Origin of the sequence: Novosphingobium hassiacum (assembly GCF_014196055.1) — a bacterium.
Classification (GTDB): Bacteria; Pseudomonadota; Alphaproteobacteria; order Sphingomonadales; family Sphingomonadaceae; genus Novosphingobium; species Novosphingobium hassiacum.
Genome location: NZ_JACICY010000012.1, coordinates 56,925 through 76,094, shown reverse-complemented (window position 1 = coordinate 76,094; position 19,170 = coordinate 56,925). Strand labels below are relative to the sequence as shown.

At 59.8% G+C, this 19,170-nt stretch carries 13 protein-coding genes, 4 pseudogenes and 1 other annotated feature; of the genes and pseudogenes, 12 read left to right on the top strand and 5 right to left on the bottom strand.

Annotation, left to right across the window (positions count from 1 at the left end; translation table 11 throughout):
- A pseudogene (locus GGQ88_RS17945) lies at window positions 1-874 on the top strand (IS256 family transposase); the annotation flags it as partial.
- A gap of 55 nt (window positions 875-929) precedes the next feature.
- Here the strand turns inward: GGQ88_RS17945 and GGQ88_RS17940 are convergent.
- A complete protein-coding gene (locus tag GGQ88_RS17940) occupies window positions 930-2,144 on the bottom strand; it encodes an IS110 family RNA-guided transposase (protein WP_183614846.1) in 1,215 nt (404 codons plus the stop codon).
- A 252-nt stretch (window positions 2,145-2,396) separates the two neighbouring features.
- On the opposite strand from GGQ88_RS17940, the pseudogene GGQ88_RS17935 reads away from it, so the two are divergent.
- Window positions 2,397-2,621, top strand: a pseudogene (locus GGQ88_RS17935) (transposase); the annotation flags it as partial.
- A gap of 37 nt (window positions 2,622-2,658) precedes the next feature.
- Here GGQ88_RS17935 and GGQ88_RS17930 read toward each other — a convergent pair.
- The 4 genes and pseudogenes from GGQ88_RS17930 to GGQ88_RS17915 all read right to left on the bottom strand — a co-directional run.
- Window positions 2,659-3,370: pseudogene (locus tag GGQ88_RS17930) on the bottom strand (IS3 family transposase); the annotation flags it as partial.
- Window positions 3,278-3,395, bottom strand: a sequence feature (AL1L pseudoknot). Its footprint overlaps the pseudogene before it by 93 nt.
- Window positions 3,385-4,005 (bottom strand): transposase, encoded by a 621-nt coding sequence (locus GGQ88_RS21700; RefSeq protein ID WP_221214760.1) that lies wholly within the window; start codon window positions 4,003-4,005, stop codon window positions 3,385-3,387. (Overlaps the previous feature by 11 nt.)
- A gap of 60 nt (window positions 4,006-4,065) precedes the next feature.
- Window positions 4,066-5,237, bottom strand: a protein-coding gene (locus GGQ88_RS17920; protein ID WP_425490461.1) for an IS3 family transposase whose coding sequence is annotated in 2 segments (ribosomal slippage) — window positions 4,066-4,973 and window positions 4,973-5,237 — 1,173 coding nt in all. Because the reading frame shifts where the segments join, the coding sequence is not laid out codon by codon here.
- Window positions 5,238-5,305: 68 nt separating this feature from the next.
- Window positions 5,306-5,824, bottom strand: a pseudogene (locus GGQ88_RS17915) (IS110 family transposase); the annotation flags it as partial.
- A 508-nt stretch (window positions 5,825-6,332) separates the two neighbouring features.
- On the opposite strand from GGQ88_RS17915, the gene GGQ88_RS17910 reads away from it, so the two are divergent.
- From GGQ88_RS17910 to GGQ88_RS17865, 10 genes are all read left to right on the top strand, one after another.
- Window positions 6,333-6,602, top strand: coding sequence for a hypothetical protein (locus GGQ88_RS17910; protein WP_183614839.1), 270 nt, complete (start codon window positions 6,333-6,335; stop codon window positions 6,600-6,602).
- A gap of 499 nt (window positions 6,603-7,101) precedes the next feature.
- Window positions 7,102-8,184: a dihydrodipicolinate synthase family protein gene (locus GGQ88_RS17905; RefSeq protein WP_343057273.1), complete on the top strand. Its 1,083-nt coding sequence runs from the start codon at window positions 7,102-7,104 to the stop codon at window positions 8,182-8,184.
- Window positions 8,181-8,894, top strand: coding sequence for a DsbA family protein (locus GGQ88_RS17900; RefSeq protein WP_183614837.1), 714 nt, complete (start codon window positions 8,181-8,183; stop codon window positions 8,892-8,894). The genes GGQ88_RS17905 and GGQ88_RS17900 overlap by 4 nt, the downstream gene beginning before the upstream one ends.
- On the top strand, window positions 8,891-10,129 hold the full coding sequence (locus GGQ88_RS17895) for a flavin-dependent oxidoreductase (protein ID WP_183614836.1): 1,239 nt from the start codon (window positions 8,891-8,893) through the stop codon (window positions 10,127-10,129). The genes GGQ88_RS17900 and GGQ88_RS17895 overlap by 4 nt, the downstream gene beginning before the upstream one ends.
- 41 nt (window positions 10,130-10,170) lie before the next feature.
- Window positions 10,171-12,432: a TonB-dependent receptor gene (locus tag GGQ88_RS17890; RefSeq protein WP_183614835.1), complete on the top strand. Its 2,262-nt coding sequence runs from the start codon at window positions 10,171-10,173 to the stop codon at window positions 12,430-12,432.
- A gap of 51 nt (window positions 12,433-12,483) precedes the next feature.
- Entirely contained in the window at window positions 12,484-13,233 is a 750-nt protein-coding gene (locus GGQ88_RS17885) for an SDR family NAD(P)-dependent oxidoreductase (RefSeq protein WP_183614834.1), read from the top strand.
- Complete coding sequence (locus GGQ88_RS17880; protein ID WP_183614833.1) at window positions 13,230-14,636, top strand: MFS transporter; 1,407 nt, start codon at window positions 13,230-13,232, stop codon at window positions 14,634-14,636. The genes GGQ88_RS17885 and GGQ88_RS17880 overlap by 4 nt, the downstream gene beginning before the upstream one ends.
- 166 nt (window positions 14,637-14,802) lie before the next feature.
- Window positions 14,803-15,855 carry an aromatic ring-hydroxylating oxygenase subunit alpha gene (locus GGQ88_RS17875; protein ID WP_183614832.1) on the top strand — a complete coding sequence of 351 codons (1,053 nt, stop codon included), beginning with the start codon at window positions 14,803-14,805 and terminating at the stop codon, window positions 15,853-15,855.
- Between the two features lie 58 nt (window positions 15,856-15,913).
- On the top strand, window positions 15,914-17,377 hold the full coding sequence (locus GGQ88_RS17870; RefSeq protein ID WP_183614831.1) for an aldehyde dehydrogenase family protein: 1,464 nt from the start codon (window positions 15,914-15,916) through the stop codon (window positions 17,375-17,377).
- A 103-nt stretch (window positions 17,378-17,480) separates the two neighbouring features.
- Window positions 17,481-19,139: an FAD-dependent oxidoreductase gene (locus GGQ88_RS17865; protein WP_183614830.1), complete on the top strand. Its 1,659-nt coding sequence runs from the start codon at window positions 17,481-17,483 to the stop codon at window positions 19,137-19,139.
- Window positions 19,140-19,170 lie beyond the last annotated feature (31 nt).

The window sequence follows — 19,170 nt, the reverse complement described above, 5'->3', positions numbered from 1 at the left end:
CTATGGCCGCAAGACGGTGGTGACCGACACCGGCAAGATCGAGATCGAGGTGCCGCGGGACCGGGCGGGCAGCTTCGATCCGCAACTGATCGCCAAGTACCAGCGCCGCTTTCCCGGCTTCGACGACAAGATCATCTCGATGTACGCACGCGGCATGAGCACCCGGGAGATCACCGGGCATCTGCGCGAGTTGTACGGCATCGACGTCTCACCCGATCTGATATCGACGGTCACCGATGCTGTGCTGGAGGAGGTTGCCGCTTGGCAGGCCCGACCGCTCGATCCGGCCTATCCGCTGGTGTTCTTCGACGCCATCCGGGTCAAGATCCGCGACGAAGGCATGGTGCGCAACAAGGCAATCCACATCGCCCTGGGCGTCCGCGCTGATGGCCACAAGGAGGTTCTGGGCCTGTGGATCGAGCAGAATGAAGGCGCGAAGTTCTGGCTCCGCGTCATGAACGAGCTCAGGAACCGGGGCACCGAGGACATCATGCTGGCGGTCGTCGATGGCCTCAAGGGCTTCCCCGACGCCATCACCGCCGTGTTCCCCGAAGCCGTGGTCCAGACCTGCATCGTCCATCTGCTCAGGAACTCGATGGACTTCGTCTCGTGGAAGGACCGCAAGCCGCTCGTCACGGCCCTGAAGGGCATCTACCGCGCCGTCGATGCCGCCGTTGCCGAGGCGGCGCTCAGCGCGTTCGAGGCCAGCGAATGGGGGCAACGCTATCCCGCCATCGGCCAGAGCTGGCGGCGGGTGTGGGCCGAGGTGATCCCGTTCTTCGCCTTCCCCGAGGCGGTGCGCAAAATCCTCTACACCACGGATGAGATTGACAAGACCTCAAGGGCAAAATCATGCTATGGGCTTCGTGCGCGGGCGACCCCGTGGCGAAGAACGGAACATCGGCTGCGAGTTCTGCCAGGCCGCCTTTTCACAGACCTGCCGGTTTGGGGCGTTCGCGCACCTTGTCTTTCGGACGGGTTTCCCATTGCGCAACGAAGTGCTCGTACGCCTTCTCGGCGTGTCGGGCCACATCCATTTCCTGATCTCGCAGCGCTTTGACGTTGTAGGCATGAGCCGGACCTGGCTTATTGCCCTTCTTCTGCGGTCGCCCAGAGCGCAGTTCCATGGCACGGCGCTTCGTTGCGACCAGCGCCGGACGCACCCAGCGATAGTCTGTTTCCTTGGTCAGCAAGTGCCAGCAGAGCACGGTGAGCTTGCGGGCAAGCGCGACAGCCGCGATCTGGTGCCCACGCTTCGCCCTGATCCGCACAAAGAACGCATGCAGCGGCCCCGGCGCCTTTGCCGCCGCCCAAGCGGCTTCGACCAGCATCGCACGTGCGTGGTTGCGACCGGACTTGCTGATACGCCCGTGATGGGCGACCCCAAGGCCGGACTGACGTACCCGCGGGTTGAGGCCGAAGTAGCTCACGAGCTTCTGCGGGCTCGAGAAGCGCCGGATATCGCCGATCGCGGCGACCAGGCCGGTTGCAACCGTCAGATTGACGCCGGTGATCGTGATCAGCCGCGCAACCGAAGGGTCGTCGAGCGCCTCGCTGGCGATTTCCTTGTCGAGGGAGGCAAGGTCTTCACCCATCCGGTCCAACTCGCGAACATGACGCTCGATCGCGACTTGCTCGTCATCAGGCACCGGCTGCCGCGCGAGCCAAGCGCGCCCAACCTTGCTGAACAGGTCGGCGTGCGGACAGGGCGGGATTAGATGCGCATGCAGAATGGCATGCACCTCGTTCTTGATCCGCGTTCGGTGCCTGACGATTTGATACCGGCGGGCAACAAGACGACGCTTGCGTTCCGTTACGGCATCAGGCGTCCATATTTCCGGCAGGTAGCCGGCCGCATACAGGCTCGCCAACGTGCCCGCATCGACCTTGTCGGTCTTCACGTGCGCATGTGCGATCGCCTCCACTTGCAAGGGGTTGGCGATCACCACCCGCGCCACGAAGGGCGAAAGCACGCGTGACACCGCCATACAGTTGCCGGTCGCCTCGATCACGACCTCATCGGTCGATTGCAGGCTCTTGCCAAACCCCTCAAGCCCCGTCCGGGTCATATCGACCCGGCCAGCATGCCCGAGCTTCCCATCTTCCCAGATCACCACCTCGCCAAAGGTCCGGTGGATGTCCATTCCAATTACACGACGCATACCTCCTCCTGTCAGCCAAGATGACGGGAGCGGCGGGCGACACGACAACTACGGATTCGCGCTCTCGGCGCAACCGGGCGAGTCGCAGAGGCGGCCAGCTACTAACTCGAGCTCGAAGCTCATGGTATACATCGGCCTGCCCGCACATTCGTGCTCCCGGTGCCTCTGTCCCGGATGGTCACACCATACGCCACGACCCGAAGAATCGCAGCAAGAACATCGGCACCGGAAACCCTCATACCGGTTACCAATGCGATCGAGGCGCTGAACTCGAAGCTGCGGAGGGCTGTCAGAGCCAGGGGACACTTCCCCAGCGACGATGCCGCGACCAAGCTGCTCTATCTGATCTTGAACCGGTCCGAGAAAGAGTGGAAGATGCCGCCTCGTGAGTGGTCCATGGCAAAGGCCCAGTTCGCCGTCATCTTCGGCGAGCGCTTCATCAAAGCCATGGCGGCGTAATGTTCAACCGCCCGCCCGCACACGGAAATCCTGACAGTCCCGTCATAGCTGTCACCGACGCTGCCTACCGATGGCTCGATGCCGGCTTCGGCAAGGCGCTCGGTGTATTTTATGGACACGTATTGCGATCCGCGGTCGCTGTGATGAATCAGGCCGCCACGATGAACTGGTCGGCGATCGTGCATCGCCTGCTCGAGGGCATCCAGCACGAAGCTGGCATGGGCCGTCCGGCTGACCCGCCAGCCAACGATATAGCGGGCATAGACGTCGATCACGAACGCGACATAGACGAACCCACCCCAGGTCGAGACGTAGGTAAAATCCGAGACCCAAAGTCTGTTCGGCGCTGGTGCGTGGAACTGGCGGTTGACGCGATCCAGCGGGCAAGGCGCCGCCTTGTCGCTGATCGTGGTCCGCACCGGCTTGCCCCGGATCACCCCTGCCAAGCCCATATCGCGCATCAGACGTTCAACGGTGCAGCGGGCGATGGGAAAACCTTCGCGCATCATCTGCCGCCAGACTTTGCGCACGCCGTAGACAGCGAAGTTCTCGGCAAACACCCGTGCGATCTCGGGCTTGAGCGCCAGATCACGCCTTGCCCGCGCCGACAGGCGCAATGGATCCCGTCGCTGCGCGACATGCTTGTGGTAGGTGGAAGGGGCGATCGGCAGGACATTGCAGATCGGCTCGACCCCATCGACCTCGCGGTTATCGTCGATAAACGCGATCATCGCTTGAACGGGCGGTCGAGTATCCGTGTTGGTCAAGGGCGTTCCGGCTGCCAGTCGCGACCTTCACGCAACAATGTGTTTGCTAGGACAATGATGCACCGCATGATGGCGGTTATAGCGACCTTTTTTGCTTTTCCCGCCTTTACGAGCTGCTGATATTTGTCGCGGAAGTCATGGTTGAAGCGAATAGCGACGAGCGCAGGCATATATATTGCCCGTCGCAGTGATGCCCTGGCGCCGATAATCCGCTCCTTACCCTGCCACTTGCCGGACTGTTGTGTCATTGGCGCAAGCCCAGCCAGAGCGGCGATCTTCTTGCTCTCGAGATGTCCAAGTTCGGGCATGTCGATCACCAACGTGGTTGCGGTTAATCTGCCGATGCCTGGAATGCTCATGAGACGTCTGATGCGCTCATCAAGGGTTCCATGCTGCTTGGCAATCTGCGCAATAACTTGGTCCAGAGCTTTGATGTCTGTGTCTATGTCATCGATCCGGCGGCGTAGTTGGTCCTTCACCAACAGGTTGCTCGCCGTGGCAAGGCGCGTCTTTGCGGTGACCTGATCTTTGACCAGAGCACGCCTCGCTGTCAGCAACTCTCTGAGATCATGAACATCTTCGCCTTCTATGTCTTGTGGGACCAGATCGAGAACCACTGAGGTGGTCCCGCCTTCTTGGACAGTTTGGCGGCTGAGTTAAGCTAATCCCGGTTGTCGTTATGCCGCCTGTTTGATCATCAGATCATGGGGGGCATGCCCCCCATGATCTGATTGCCCGATCCGTCGATAGGCCTCCACCGGGGTTCTCCCGGCAAGGCCCGAGTGCGGACGCTCGGTGTTGTAATAGGCGATCCACCGGGCAAGGCCAGCCCGCAGCTCGGAGCCGGTCTCGAAGGCGTGGAGGTAGACACACTCGTACTTCAGGGAGCGCCAGAGCCGCTCGATGAAGACATTGTCCATCCACCGGCCCCGGCCGTCCATGCTGATGCGGATTTCGGCCTCGCGCAGCACCCTGGTGAAGGCCTGCGACGTGAACTGGCTGCCCTGGTCGGTGTTGAAGATCTCGGGCTTGCCATAGCGGGCCAACGCCTCCTCCAGTGCCGCGACACAGAAGCCGGCGTCCATCGTGTTCGACAGGCGCCAGGCCAGGACCTTGCGGGTGGCCCAGTCCATGATCGCGACCAGGTAGAGGAACCCGCGGCGCATCGGGATATAGGTCACGTCGGCACACCACACGTGATTGGGCCGATCGATCACCAGCTTGCGCAGCAGGTAGGGATAGACGCGGTGCTGCGGATGGGGATCGCTCGTCCGGGGCCGCTGGTAGATCGGCGTCAGGCCCATCTTCGCCATCAGACGCCGTGCCCGGCGGCGACCGATCTGGTGGCCTGCACGGCACAAGTGCCTCGCCATCTGGCGGCTGCCGTACCATGGGCAGATCAGGAACGTCGCGTCGATCACCGTCATCAGCGCCAGCGTCTCATCGGTCTCCGCCACCGGCGCATAGTAATAGGACGAGCGGCTGATCCGCAGCAGGCTGCACTGCGTCATGATCGACAGGTGGTGGTGAGCAGGTTCGACCATCGCCCGCCTCCGATCCACGCTCATCGACCGAAGGCTTTCGCTAAAAAATCCCGATCCACCACCAGTTGCCCGATCTTGGCGTGCAGCCGCTCCACCTCGCTGTCGCTGGCAGCCCTGGCTGCATCGCAAGCCCCGGAGAACGTGCCCGCCATCCCGTCGATGGCCTGCCGCTTCCAGGCCGCGATCATCGTATGATGCACGCCGTGCTTGGCTGCTAGCTCCGCCAGCGTCAGGTCACCCCGGATCGCCTCCAGCGCCACCTTGGCCTTAAAATCCGCGCTGTAGCGCTTCCTCGTCGTCTTCATTCCCGTACCAATCCATCAGGTCGGGAGTAGCTTAACACCCTGTCCAGATTCCCGGCACCACCTCAGTGCCCCGCGATCAATTCGTGGATACGTGCCTCGAACCTGCCGCGGCTGACTTCCCCGACTTTCAGCCCGTAGCCGCGAAGAATGCCACGGATACTGAGCTCAACGTCAAGCAGCTTCCCCTGCAAGAGCTTGCGCCCGACGAGTACGGCGCGGGCATCTTGCGATGCCACCGATTTTGCATGAACCGGCCGGTACCAGCCCATCCTCAGCAATTGAGCAATCCCGCGGGCATCTTTCCGGTCAGTCTTCACGGTCATCGCCGAAAGCGCCGCCTTCACGTGTCGCGTCTCCAGCAAAATAATGTCGCGGCCAGCGGCAACAAGCCCAGCATGCAACCAATGCGATAGCGGCCCCGCCTCCAGCCCGATCCGGCACACCGGCAATTCCAACTCGTCGAAATACCGCACCAGCGTCTCGGGCTCGCTGGTGACCTTGACCTCGCGGACGATCTTACCCTTCGCGTCCACGATGCACACGCTGCTCTCTTTCAGAGAGACATCGATTCCGGCATAACACTCCATGGCTGTTCCTCTCATGATGCTTGGGGCCGATCACTCGGACCCCGTTTCCAACACCATCATTCTGAGGGACAGCCACCCAACTTGGCTACTCTTGAGACGCCGGCCCATTACGGCATCTAGACCGTGTGTCCGCTGTTCTGATGAGTTTGCTCGGCCTACACTGTAGTGCCGGGTTGCTCGGAGTGGCCGGGCTGATGCCGCCTTCCGCCTGGCGCTGCGTAGACAGGCGAACGTAGCCGAGCGCGCGTTCTGACTCGGAACGTTCGAGCGTGAAAGAGTCCGGCAGCCGATCTATGACGAATCGTTCGCGAACATGTGAATTGCCCGCCCCCGATGAGGCACTCCTCGCACCACATGAAGGTGCATAGTCCCGTCGGAAATGGGAAGCGATTCCTTTCACTGACCAGCATGAGCCGACTGGAAATCACAGGGACGATGTAGCCGACGAAGGAAGCAAAATGCAAAGGACGGGTGACCCAAAATAGGTTGGGAAAAAGGGAGAATTCAGATGATTTTGATCATCCTGGCCGTGCTGGCCGTTGCGGCGCTCAAGATCGCTCAGCGTCTTTCGCTCTTGCTAATCGATGCGATCGCAACCCGAATTGCCGCCTGGTATTGCTGGCAAATCCTCGCGCTTCAGAGATGTTGCTTGCTAGCCGAGCGTCGTCTCATGCCGAGTCACCTGCGCCTTTCGTTCGCGATGACCGCGCATCATAGCCTCTTCCCGCGATCGAGCATGCGCCGCTGCGGATCGTCCAGTCGAGGCCCTTTCCGATGACGGTCACCGGGAATGTCCAGAAATCCACCATGCGCGACGTCGAGAGTGGCGCGGGAGGGTGGGATAAATGGCTGGGAAGTCTGGATTGCCTACGGCCCCGACCGCGTCCATCGCTGTAGGCACGACGGTGCCAGAAGGGTCGTGGGCCCCAGCTCAAATACGATAACTCTGCAACTCAGCCCCAAGGGACCGACCAATCGATTGCTTCACAACGTCGCCGACGGTTCGCCTTTCAGACTTCGGGACCGAAACGGATCGGACACCGGACCATGTACATCCTGCTTCGCCAGGAGGTTGTGAGGATCAACGGCAAGAGGACCCAGCGGCTCTACCGCGAAGAGGGCCCGAAGTTGCGTCACTGGAATGGGCGAGGCGCACATTCGGCAGCTGCGTCGGCGCTTCTCGTCCGAACCCTTTGCGTCGGATCTGCCCAAAATCGGCATATTTCAGGCGGGCGCGTCAAAGCAATCCCAAACCATCTAAGGCGTGAATACCGTCCATGAAAAGTCTGCACTGTCTGCATGTGACGTCGGCGTGTATTTCCGCCGAGACCGAAATTTCGGCCGGACTTAGGAGGGAGAAGGGCATGCCACAGCGAGACATGTTGCGTGCCTCGGATGTGCAGGGTGCTTGGGCAATAATACCCACACCCGCAGCCTCAGATGCTGAAGACTGGAATGTCGACTTCAGCGTTGACCTGGATGAAACCGCTCGAGCTGTCGACCAGATGGCGGCAGCTGGCGTGGATGGCATATTTAGCCTCGGCACATTCGGTGAGGGAGCGACACTCACTGCAAGGGAGAAGCGGGCGTTTATTGGTACGGTCGTCGAAACACTCCGTGGCCGTGTGCCGTTTTTCGGCGGCGCGACGAGCCTGAACACGCGTGAATCCATTCAGCAGATGCGCGAAGCACGCGACATCGGCGTCGATGGTGTGATGCTTGGTCTGCCGATGTGGTGTCAGCCCGATTTGCCGACTGCCGTGCGATTTTATCAAGACGTAACCGCAGCTGTCCCCGACCTAGCGATTTGTATCTATGCCAATCCCGAAGCTTTCAAGTTCGATTTTCCGCGACCCTTCTGGAGCCAGATGGCCGAACTGCCTCAAGTAATCTGCTCCAAATACCTCGGCATCGCAAACCTTGTGGCAGACTTACGGCTTGTCAAAGGTCGGATTCGCCTGATGCCGAGCGACGGCAACTTCTATGGCGCGGCAAGGGTCGATCCCGAGAACTGCACCGCGTTCTGGTCGAGCGGCGCGTCCTGCGGACCAAACGTGTCGCTCCGGTTGCGCGACGTGATCAGAGCGGCCATTCGCACCGGCGATTGGGGCGAGGCCAAGCGCGTGAGCGAAGATGTCGCGATGGCGGTACGGCCACTTTTCCCGAATGGGTCGTTTGCTGAATTTTCCAAGTACAATATTGGTCTCGAAAAGGAGCGGATGAACGCTGCTGGTTGGCTGAAGGCCGGGCCGACACGTCCGCCGTACCATCTAGTCCCCGAACCATTCCTTAATAGTGCGCGTGAAGCCGGGCGGCTCTGGTCATCCCTTTCTAAGCAGTATGCGGAGGAGCGATCGTGAGCGCCGACCTTGCCGAGGTTGAATTCGTTTTCGACTTCGTAAGTCCTTACGCCTATCTCGCGCATCATAAGCTCTGCACGTTTCTTCGGAACTCGGGAAACAGGCTCAAATATACTGCGGTCGATCTCGATGCGCTCAAGGCGCAAGCTGGCAATACGGGACCATCGACCCGCGAGCAGCCGCTGAAATTCGCCTACGCTCGAACCGACCTTCAACGATGGGCCTCGCTGTACGGAATCCCGTTGGTTCCCCCTTCGGGATATGGGTCGGGCCGCCTCAACCGCGCTCTTCCATATGCCAACGCAGCAGGCATGGCACGTGCCTATATCGACGCCGTCTGGGCAGAAATCTGGGGACAGGGGGGTGATATGAACGACGAGGGCGTTCTTACCCGCGTTGCCGGGCGCCTGGGATTGCATTCCGACCAGCTGCTCGAATTTGCTGACAGTGCCGAGGCTTCAACCTTGTATTCCGCAGCGGTTGCAAGCGCCCATGACCGCGGGGTCTTCGGAGTTCCGACGATCTTGTGGCGTGATCAGATGTGGTGGGGCAACGACCGGCTTGACTTCGTCGCGACTGCACTCGGCGTGGGAAATGCCGGTGCTGACGGTGGTCACTTTCACAACGCGCATTCGCGGCAGTCATTGATCTTGAGGAATTCTCACGAAGCTCATGTTTTCGAGCCTCGCAACATGACGGGTGGCTTATGAACGATCTATTGGGCGAGAGCGAAGTTACTATCGTCGGCGCAGGAATAGCCGGCCTTGCCCTAGCAATCCATTTGCACCGCCGCGGCATCATCTGCCGGATATACGAACAGGCGCCGGAACTGCGCGAGCTCGGTGTTGGAATCACGATCCTTCCGCACGCCATGCGCGAGCTCGCCGAACTCGGCTTGCAGGACTTGCTTCTGAAGGAAGGTATCGAGACCGCAGACAGCCGCTTTTTCAACCGTTTCGGACAGCTGATTTACGGCGAGCCGCGTGGGCTCGCGGCAGGATATGCCCATCCGGAAGTGGGCGTGCGGCGAGCCAAGGTTCATTCCGCATTGCTCGCCATCGTACGGAAAGAGATTGGCCCTGAGGCGGTCGTCACCGACCGAAGGCTGGTTAGCCTCGAGCAAACATCATCTGGAACAACTCTGAGCTTTGTAACGGCTGCCGGAACATTGGCGCCGACGGTGCAAGCGCAACTGGTGATAGGCTGCGACGGCGTGAATTCGAACGTCCGCCGACAATTTTACCCCGAAGAAAAGCTCGCTTTTGCCGGGATCAATACTTGGCGCGGTATTACGCGATTTCCAGCTATTTTGGGCGGTCGAACATATCTCAGGATCGGGTCAATTCGCACCGGGAAGATGGTGATCTATCCGATCGCTGATGACATCGACGGGTCTGGCTTACAGCTCATCAATTGGGTTGCTGAAATCCAAGATGATGAGATGAAGATGAATGACTGGAACAAGGCCGGCGACCCTGCCGCTTTGATGCCGTTGTTTGGCAACTGGAAATTTGACTGGCTCGACGTTCGCAGCTTGATCACAAATGCAGACACGATCCTTGAGTATCCGATGGTCGACAAAGATCCGATTGATCTCTGGAGTTTCGACAACCTGACGCTGGCGGGGGATGCGGCGCACCCCATGTATCCGCGTGGATCAAATGGTGCTGCACAGGCGCTCATTGACGCGCGAGTGCTGGCAGAGTGTCTACGCGAAGTCGGAACCTCTCCCGAAGCCCTCCAACGCTACGAGAGCCAGCGCCGTCCAGCTACTAGCGCAGTTGTGAGGGCCAATCGGGCTGCACCACCGGACATTATCAATATTCGAGTCGAAGAACTTACCGGAGACCGGCCCTTTTCCAACATTGATGACGTTATAAGTCAAGAAGAGCTGCGGAATCTGTCAGATAGCTATAAGATTATCGCAGGATTTGCCAAGGCGTGAATATCAATATCTTAAATATAATATTTTGCGGAGGAGATCATATGAGCAATGCAATCGGCAAGACGGCGGCAGTCCTTCTGTTGTCTACGGCTATACCGTGCTGGGCGCAGACCGCGCCTCCCGCGCCAGATCCCGCGGTGACAACCTCGGAGACAATCCCGCAAAGCGCTGCTACGCCGGTCGACAGTGCGCCTCCCCAGACCGCTCCCGAGAACGACGGTAAGCTCGAAGATATCATCGTAACGGCGCAGCGTCGATCCGAGCAATTGCAGCGCGTTCCGATCGCGATTACAGCCCTGACGGGCGCGACACTGGCGCGCGCTGGTGTGGGCGACACGCAGGCGATCGCGGTGGCAACGCCGGGCTTGCAGTTGAATTCCGCTCGCAGTTCCGTCACGCCGTTCGTTCGCGGCGTCGGTTCACAAAGCATTTCCGCGGGAGATGAGGGAGCCACCGCAATATACGTCGACGGCGTGTTGAACTCGGTGAGTGCCGCCAACGTCTTCGCGTTGAACAATGTCGAGCGTGTGGAAGTCCTGCGCGGACCGCAGGGAACCTTGTTCGGTCGCAATGCGGTTGGCGGCCTTATAAATATCATCACGAAATCACCCAGCAACAGTTTTGAAGCGAATGCCGAGGTTGGATATGGGAATTACGACACCGTATTCGGCACCGCCTATTTAGCCGCCCCGATCACGGATCAGATTGCTACCGATTTTGCGATCTACGGCAGCCACCAGGGCGACGGATGGGGACGAAACTTCAACCTGGGGAACGACGTCAATCGAAATCGTGAGTGGGCCGCACGATCGAAGCTGGTAGGCTCGGTCGGTGCGACGGGTAAGGTGACAATCGCCGGCGATTATTCTCGCGCCGACAACGACATCGGAAGCACGCGACAACCCATCGCCGGCTCACGGGCCGCCGGTGGCGGTGTGCTAACCGGTACGATCTATGATTCCAACGGCAACCTTCCGATAATCGCTCGAAAGGAGCAATACGGTGTCAGCGTGAAAGCTGAGGCTGACGCTGGACCATTCCATCTACAGTCGACGAGTGCTTACCGTCACTACGATATCAATATCAACCTGGACTCAGATGGAACGCCAGTTCGTGTCGTTGATATCAGAACACATGAGATTACGAAAACGTTCCAGCAGGAATTGCTTGCAACCGCAACGCTAGGCCAGCTAGACCTGACCTTGGGCGGCTTCTACTTCCGGTCGGATGCCCGCTATTTGCCTGTTGAAGCCCGAAGCGGTCTGACTGCCGCAGCGAATGCCGATACATTCTCCCGCATGCTTACTAACTCGTACGCTGGTTTTGTGCAGGGCACCTACCGATTCACTGAAAAAACGAGGTTCACCGCGGGCCTGCGGTATACACAGGACAATCGGACGATCGATGCTACGCAATACGCTGCCCCCGGCAATCCACGCCCCGTCGGCACGATCCTGAATTCGACAGCCACCCTGCCGTCCAGCGCGACCGACAAGACCTTTAACAAGCTCACGTGGCGCTTTGCGCTCGATCATCAGCTCGCCGCCAGCGTGTTGGTCTATGCGTCGCAGAGTCGAGGCTTCAAGAGCGGCGTTTTCAGCACGGCGGCGCCTTTCGCTCCTGCGGTGGAGCCGGAAACGCTGGACGCATACGAGATCGGGATCAAGTCTGACCTGTTTGACCGCAGGCTGAGAGTTAACCTGGCAGCCTTCCACTATACTTATGCCAACATTCAGCTGACCTCGATCACCTCCGGTGGCGTACCGCAGCTCTTGAATGCTGCATCCAGCAGATACAACGGGGTCGACGGCGAGATCGTCTATGTCCCTGCCGTTTCGAGGGGGTCGCTGACGTTGCGGACCGCATTTTCCATCCTTGGGGCTCACTATTCGAGTTACCCCAACGCCGTGTTTCTGACACCTCGGCCCACGGGCGGAAACATTCAAAGCACGGGTGACGCGACAGGAAATCGATCTGTCAACTCGCCCAGATTCACGTCGACGGTGGGTATCGATTACGAAGTTCCGCTGAATGGATCGATCAAGGCCGGCCTCAACGCCACCTGGTCCTACAACGACGGCTTTTTCTGGGACAGCCAGAACCGCCTTCGGCAACCGTCCTATAATATCGTGAACATGCAAGCGTCGCTGGCGACGCTCGACTCCAGATGGCGACTGCGTGTTTACGCGCGAAACCTGCTCAACGAGCAATACTACTCCTTCCTCTCGCCTGGTACCTTCGGTGACCCGGGAGCGCCCGCTGCGCCGCGGACGTACGGCGTCGCGATTGCGCGGACGTTCTAGCGGGGCCGATCGTGCGCACACCCAATAGTTTCGATCAGTAAGGAACATCCAATGAGACTCAAAGGTCGCGTAGCGATCGTTACCGGAGCCGCTCAAGGAATTGGTGCGGTCTATGCCAGAGCGTTGGCGTCCGAGGGAGCCCGGGTCTGCGTAGCCGACATCGCAGATCCGAGTGCGGTAGCGGCCGACATCACCAATGCCGGAGGCGAGGCAATCGGCGTGAACGTCGACATCACCGATCCTGCTTCCGTCAAGGGCATGATAGACCAGACAATCGAGGCATTCGGCGCCTTGAACGTGCTGGTAAACAACGCCGCACTGTTCGGCGCGCTCAGGCCGGGGCCCTTTGATCAAATCGCGTCCGCCGAATGGGACCGCGTCATGTCGGTCAGCACCCGTGGTCCATTCGAATGTATCAAGGCGGCGATTCCTCACCTTCGGCGGGCAGCGGGTTCAAAGATCATCAACGTCGCGTCGACAACCCCTTACATGGGGCAGCCCATGATGCTGCACTATGTCACCTCGAAAGGGGCGATTATCGCTTTGACCCATGCGCTGGCGCGGGAACTGGGCAGCGACGGGATTTGCGTCAACGCATTGGCACCAGGCCTGACCATGAGCGAGGCGGTGCGTCAGTCGTTCACTCAAGACCGTGTCGATGCCAATGTCGCTGTCCGCGCGCTGATGCGCGAACAACTGCCCGATGATCTCGTTGGCGGGTTGGTGTTCTTGGCCTCGCGGGAAAGCGATTTTATGACCGGTCAAACGCTCGTCATCGATGGTGGAGTGATCCTGAAGTGACCGAACAGCCTATGCTCGCCGGCGATCCATCAGTCATACAAAGCGCGACCTTTTCTGCCGAAGACCTGCAGACCCAGATCGACGCCCGCCCGGTCGGACGCCTCCAGATCGGCATCGTCGCGATGGTTGCGATCGTTACCATGCTGGACGGGCTCGATCTCCAACTCGGCTCCTTCGCCGCACCGCTGATCATTCGCGAATGGGGCCTCACGGAAAGTCAGTTTGCCCCAGTGATCGCTGCGGTGATGGCGGGCATGGCGATCGGAACTTTAGTCGGGGGGTGGATGGGCGACAAGATCGGCCGACGGGCCGCCTTGGTTGCCAGTGTAGGCGTTTTTGGCGCTGCGACCGTCCTGTGTGGCTTTGCGGATAATCTTTCGACCCTAGTCGGTCTACGGTTCGTGGGCGGTCTAGGGTTCGGCGCCGCATTTCCGGTTGGCACGGCGCTACTGGTCGAATGGGTGCCTCGCCGAAGTGCGAGCAGAGCAATCGCGTTTCTGACCATAGGTATCCCGGTTGGCGGTCTCATCGGTGCCACCATTTCGTCAGTGTTGTTGCCTGTGATCGGGTGGCGGAATACCTTTATCATCTTTGGCCTCGCTCCGATCGTATACGCCGGAATTCTGGCTACGTTCCTGCCCGAATCGCCAGTCTATCTGCTCCAGCGAGGCAAGCGAGACGCCGTGTCCAGGCTCCTGCAGAAAGCATGGCGGAGTTCGATGAATTTCGGAGCTTCGGACGCTGTGGTCGGGCAACCCGACGCGCAAGGCGACTTGGCCGGAGACGTTGGACGCTGGGGAGGCGTCCGCTTGAATGCTAGCCTGTGGGCCGCGTTCTTCTTCCAGAACGTCATCACCTATGCGATCGTCGGATGGGTGCCGGTGGTCTTGGTCGGGCTCAGCCTGCCGCTGTCGACGGCAATCCGCGGCTTGCTCGTATGGAACCTCTTCGGCATCGCTGGCTCCTTCGTCGCATCGTTCCTGATCGTCCGGCGGGGCACCAGGCAAACGATGATGCTCTTGGCCGCATTGGGATCGCTGAGCGGACTACTGCTTGCCGCCTTCACCTTCAATGCAAGTCCTGCCAACGCGTCGTTTGTCGGCGTGACCTATGTTGGATTGGCTCTACTGGGGATCGGGGTCGGAAGCCTGCAGACGTCTTTGTTCACGCTCGCGGCGCACGTTTATGACGCGCGTATCCGATCACGCGGCGTCGGCATCGCAAGCATGTTCGGGAGGCTAGGCGGTGTTGCGAGCGCCTTTGCCATCGGCGCGTTGCTCAGTGTCGGCTCAAAGCCCAGTTACTTTATGCTGATCGGTGTCGTCTTCGCGATCGTCCTAATCTGTGCGGCGCTGGTGAACCGCCATGTTCCCCGCATCGTCACGGCCTCACGCCCGCGCTGACAATATCGCGAGATGATGTCCGTGATGAATAGCTGGGATGCAATATCCCGCACTTCATTCATGGCTGGCTGCTTGTTAGGACACCGCGAACCGGTTCTGAAACGCTTGATAGAAGCACAATGATGGCGGAGCGGAGGGCGTGGATGCGTCGCTCGGAAAAGGAGAGATGAGCATGTTTGTCAAACAGACTTGGTACATGGCGGGCTGGAGCGCCGATCTGTCGCAGGATGCGCCACTCGGTCGAAGCATCGCCGGTGAGTTGTTGGTCCTATTCAGAGATTCCGAGGGCCGCGCTTCGGCGATCCAGGATCGCTGTCCGCATCGCGGCGTGCAGCTGTCGCTCGGAAAAGTGCTGCCTGCGGGTCTCGAATGCGGCTATCACGGGATGGTCTTTGCCGGCGACGGGCGCTGCGTAAAGATTCCCGGACAGGACTCCATCCCCTATCGCGCGAACGTGCGTCGATACCCCGTGGAAGAACGAGACTCGATGATCTGGGTCTGGCTCGGCGCTGCTGAAGATGCCGATCCAGCTTTGATCGTCGATTATCCATGGCACAACCAGTCCGACCAATGGCCTCATCGCGAGGGATATTTTCACTTCGGTTGCGGTTTCGAGATGTTGGTCGACAACATCATGGATCTGTCCCACCTCGGTTGGGTTCACGCCCGCACAATCGGCGGCAACCCCGATCAGCACGCTGAGGCCGTCATGAACGTCGAGCGTACAGATCGCGGCGTTCGTTTTACCCGGTGGTTGCTCAACAGCACGCCACCGCCTTCCTATTCAAAGGTCGTGTCTTTCGCCGGCAACATCGATCGTTGGATCGAGCTAGAGCTGGTCGCTCCCGGCGTCATTATGCAGTACAATGGTGGCGTGGACGTGTCGCAGGACGCCTACAATGGCGGCAGCCGCGACGGAGGATTCAACTGGCGGATCCTGCACGTGCTGGTGCCGGAAACCGCTGACACCTGTCACTATTTCACTTCCGTATCCAACGGGTTCCGACAGGACGAGCCCGAAGTGACGGACAAGCTGCTCGCCGATGTCCACGACACCATTCTAGAAGACAAGGTCATCTGCGAAAACCAGCAGCGTAATCTGCAGGAGCAGCCAGAGCCCCCCTTGATGGACATCAACTCCGATCAGGCGCGCGTATTATTTCGATGGCACCTCGCTCGACTGCTCAAGGCCGAAAACCAAGAGACTGTCGCCGCGTAATCGCGGCTACGGTGCTTTCAATCGCGACGATCGGCGTTCAGCGCGCAAGGGGACAAACATGCCAGTCGAACATGCACCTATCGAAATCCTTCCCGCCGGCGGCTTGTTGATCGGCGACCGCCGTGTCACGGACTCCAGTGGCGGCACACACCAGCATATCTACCCCGCGACCGGCCGGGGGACTATCGACGTGGCGATGGCCGGACCCGCGGAAATGGAGGATGCAGTCGCGTCTGCCCGCGCAGCGCTGCCTGGTTGGCGTACGACCCCGGTCAATCGTCGCCGTGATCTCCTCCTGCGCTTCGCGGATCTGCTGGAGCGTGAAGCCAAGGATCTAGTGCGGCTAGGCACCACGGAGAATGGAGCAGCAATCAGCAAGGCGCGTATCCACTTTGGCGCGTCGGTCGATCAGTTCCGCTATATCGCCGGGTGGGCGGACAAGGTGGCGGGCGAAGTGCACGCGTCCTGGCCGATCCCTGGCATCGATTACGTCCGCGCCGAACCCTATGGTGTGATCGCAATCATCATTCCGTGGAACGCGCCGATGCACATCATGGGCGCGACACTGGCGCCAGCGCTGGCGATGGGGAACACTATTGTCCTCAAACCTTCCGAGTTCGCGCCGTTCACGGCCACGCGGTTCGGCGAGCTCCTTCTGGAGGCGGGGTTTCCGCCCGGCGTGGTCAACGTCGTCCCAGCGACAGTTTCGGCCAGTCAAGCCCTCGTGCGAAACCCAGGCATCGACAAGATTCACTTCACGGGAAGCGCCACGACCGCGCGAAGCATATTGACCGGAGCACTTGAAAATCTGACACCGGTAGGCTTGGAGCTTGGCGGTAAATCGGCGCGACTGGTGTTTGCCGATTGCGATCTGGACGCGGCGATCGCTGATGCGACCTCGGCGGCGCTCTCGATCTCCGGCCAAGGCTGTTTGCTCGGTACCAGAGTGATGGTGGAGCAATCCATCTACGATGAATTTGTTTCTCGATCCGTCGCTCGCCTGGAATCGGCCGTGGTCGGTGATCCAATGGCGGCCGATACGGACATGGGGCCGGTCATAAGTCAAATGTCATGCGAGCGCATCCTTGGCATCATCGATGATGCCGCGTCCAACGGCGCGGGTCGGCTCGCGACAGGCGGTAAGCGACTTGGCGGAGAACTGTCGGATGGCTTTTTCCTGCAGCCTACGCTGTTTGCCGACGTGCCGAACACCAGTTACCTGGCTCGAACTGAGATTTTCGGCCCGGTAGTCTCGGTGATGCCGTTCGAATCTGAAGCAACGGCGGTTGCGATGGCGAACGACAATCCATTTGGCCTGGCCGGTTACGTCCACACCAATGACTTGCGCCGTGCTCACCGCGTGGCCGGCAGCCTTAACACTGGAGTCGTTTGGGTAAACGGCTTTTGTTTTGGTTCCAGCATCCCGTTTGGCGGGGTCAAGCAAAGTGGCTTCGGCCGGGCCGGCGGGCGCCAAGGTCTCGACGAGTTTTCACGAACGAAGACGGTATGGATTTCTCAGTAGTTCCTCCACTGTGAATGATCAGACCATTTGCCCAAGTTAGGCCCGGCGGGGACACATCCCCTGTTCCTCCTCGAATCAGGCGACGACGCATGACGAGCGACATATGAAAATCTTGCCGATTTGCGATGCTGCGGATGTGGACGTGCTCATCGTCGGCGCAGGGCCGGTGGGCCTGACCCTCGCGACCGACCTCACACTACGCAGTATCAGTACGCTGTCGGTAGAGACGAGGGCTTATGGCGAGTTGCCGAGTGTGAAGAGCAATCACGTCTCGGCGCGATCGATGGAAGTTTTCCGCCGCCTGGGCGTTGCGGACCAGATTCGCAGCGCCGGGTTGCCGCCCCGCTACCCGGTTGATGTGGTTTTCCGCACCACCATGACCGGTATCGAGCTTTCGCGCATACCGATTCCTTGCCGCGAGGATCGCTTGAATGCAACGGACAGCCTCGACGCGACTTGGCCGACAGCCGAGCCTCCGCACCGCATCAATCAGATTTTCCTTGAGCCAATTTTGCTGGACCACGCGGTAAACAAATGTGGCGTGAAGCTTTGGACCGAGACGCGCCTAACAGGCTTCGTTCAAAGTGATCAAGGCGTCACCGCGACCGTGGTGCGTAACGCCGATGGCGAGGAAGTGACGGTTCGTGCTCGCTATCTCGTCGGATGCGATGGCAGCCGCTCATTGGTTCGCCGCGGTATTGGCGCGCGATTCGAGGGCGAACCCGTCGTCCAGCGTGTGCAATCAACCTACATCCACGCCCCGACACTGCGCGACCGCATTAAGGGTGCCCCCGGGTGGTACAATTATTCGCTCAATCCGCGGCGATGTGGTGCGGTCATCGCGGTCAATGGGCTGGATCGATGGATAGTTCACAATCATCTTAATCCAAGCGAAGTCGATTTCGAATCTATCGATCGCGACAAGTCAATCCGCGATATTTTAGGGGTCGGGTCCGACTTTCGTTATGAAGTTCTCAGCAGGGAGGACTGGATCGGTCGCGCGCTCGTCGCCGATCGCATTCGCGCAGACAATGTTTTCATCGCAGGCGATGCAGCCCATCTCTGGGTGCCCTACGCCGGCTACGGAATGAACGCCGGGATCGCTGACGCTACCAATCTCGCCTGGCTGCTAGCGGCGCGTTTGCAGGGATGGGGCGGGTCGGAGATTCTCGATGCCTACCAAGCTGAACGACAGCCGATCACGCGCCAGGTCTCGGTGATGGCGATGGAGCATGCTCGTAAGGTGATGTCCGCACGCCAAGCAATCCCGACGGAGATCGAGAATGATGATGCGGGTGCAGCGGCGCTTCGCGCTGAGATAGGCAAACGCAGCTGTCAGCTCAACGCGGCGCAGTTTGCCTGCGGAGGCTTGAACTTCGGCTACTATTATCAGGGTTCGCCAATAATCGTTGAAGACGAAGAGACTGCCCCGCCTTATTCCATGGGTGACTTCGTCTCGAGCACCGTGCCGGGGTGTCGGGCACCACATTTCTGGTTGCAAGACGGGCGTTCCGTTTACGATGCTTTGGGCCCTGGATACACGCTTCTGCAAACCAGCGGCCATGCCGAGATCGCACGCATTGAGGCAGCGTGCGCCGCGCGGGGAGTTCCCCTTGTTGTCCTGGATCTGTCCAATGAGGCGCTGCCTCCAGAGTACAGTCATGCATTGCTGATCTGCCGCTCTGATCAACATATTGCCTGGCGGGGTAATGCGCAACCGGATGACGCGGACGCTCTGGTTGCACAGCTCTGCGCTGCCTAACAGGCCGGGCGAAAGCCAGCAATGCCAAAGG

Coding starts and splice junctions, on each gene's coding strand:
- GGQ88_RS17940 (WP_183614846.1), bottom strand. CDS start 2,144: ATGGACATCCACCGGACCTTTGGCGAGGTGGTGATCTGGGAAGATGGG.
- GGQ88_RS17910 (WP_183614839.1), top strand. CDS start 6,333: ATGATTTTGATCATCCTGGCCGTGCTGGCCGTTGCGGCGCTCAAGATC.
- GGQ88_RS17905 (WP_343057273.1), top strand. CDS start 7,102: ATGAAAAGTCTGCACTGTCTGCATGTGACGTCGGCGTGTATTTCCGCC.
- GGQ88_RS17895 (WP_183614836.1), top strand. CDS start 8,891: ATGAACGATCTATTGGGCGAGAGCGAAGTTACTATCGTCGGCGCAGGA.
- GGQ88_RS17890 (WP_183614835.1), top strand. CDS start 10,171: ATGAGCAATGCAATCGGCAAGACGGCGGCAGTCCTTCTGTTGTCTACG.
- GGQ88_RS17885 (WP_183614834.1), top strand. CDS start 12,484: ATGAGACTCAAAGGTCGCGTAGCGATCGTTACCGGAGCCGCTCAAGGA.
- GGQ88_RS17875 (WP_183614832.1), top strand. CDS start 14,803: ATGAGCATGTTTGTCAAACAGACTTGGTACATGGCGGGCTGGAGCGCC.
- GGQ88_RS17870 (WP_183614831.1), top strand. CDS start 15,914: ATGCCAGTCGAACATGCACCTATCGAAATCCTTCCCGCCGGCGGCTTG.
- GGQ88_RS17865 (WP_183614830.1), top strand. CDS start 17,481: ATGAAAATCTTGCCGATTTGCGATGCTGCGGATGTGGACGTGCTCATC.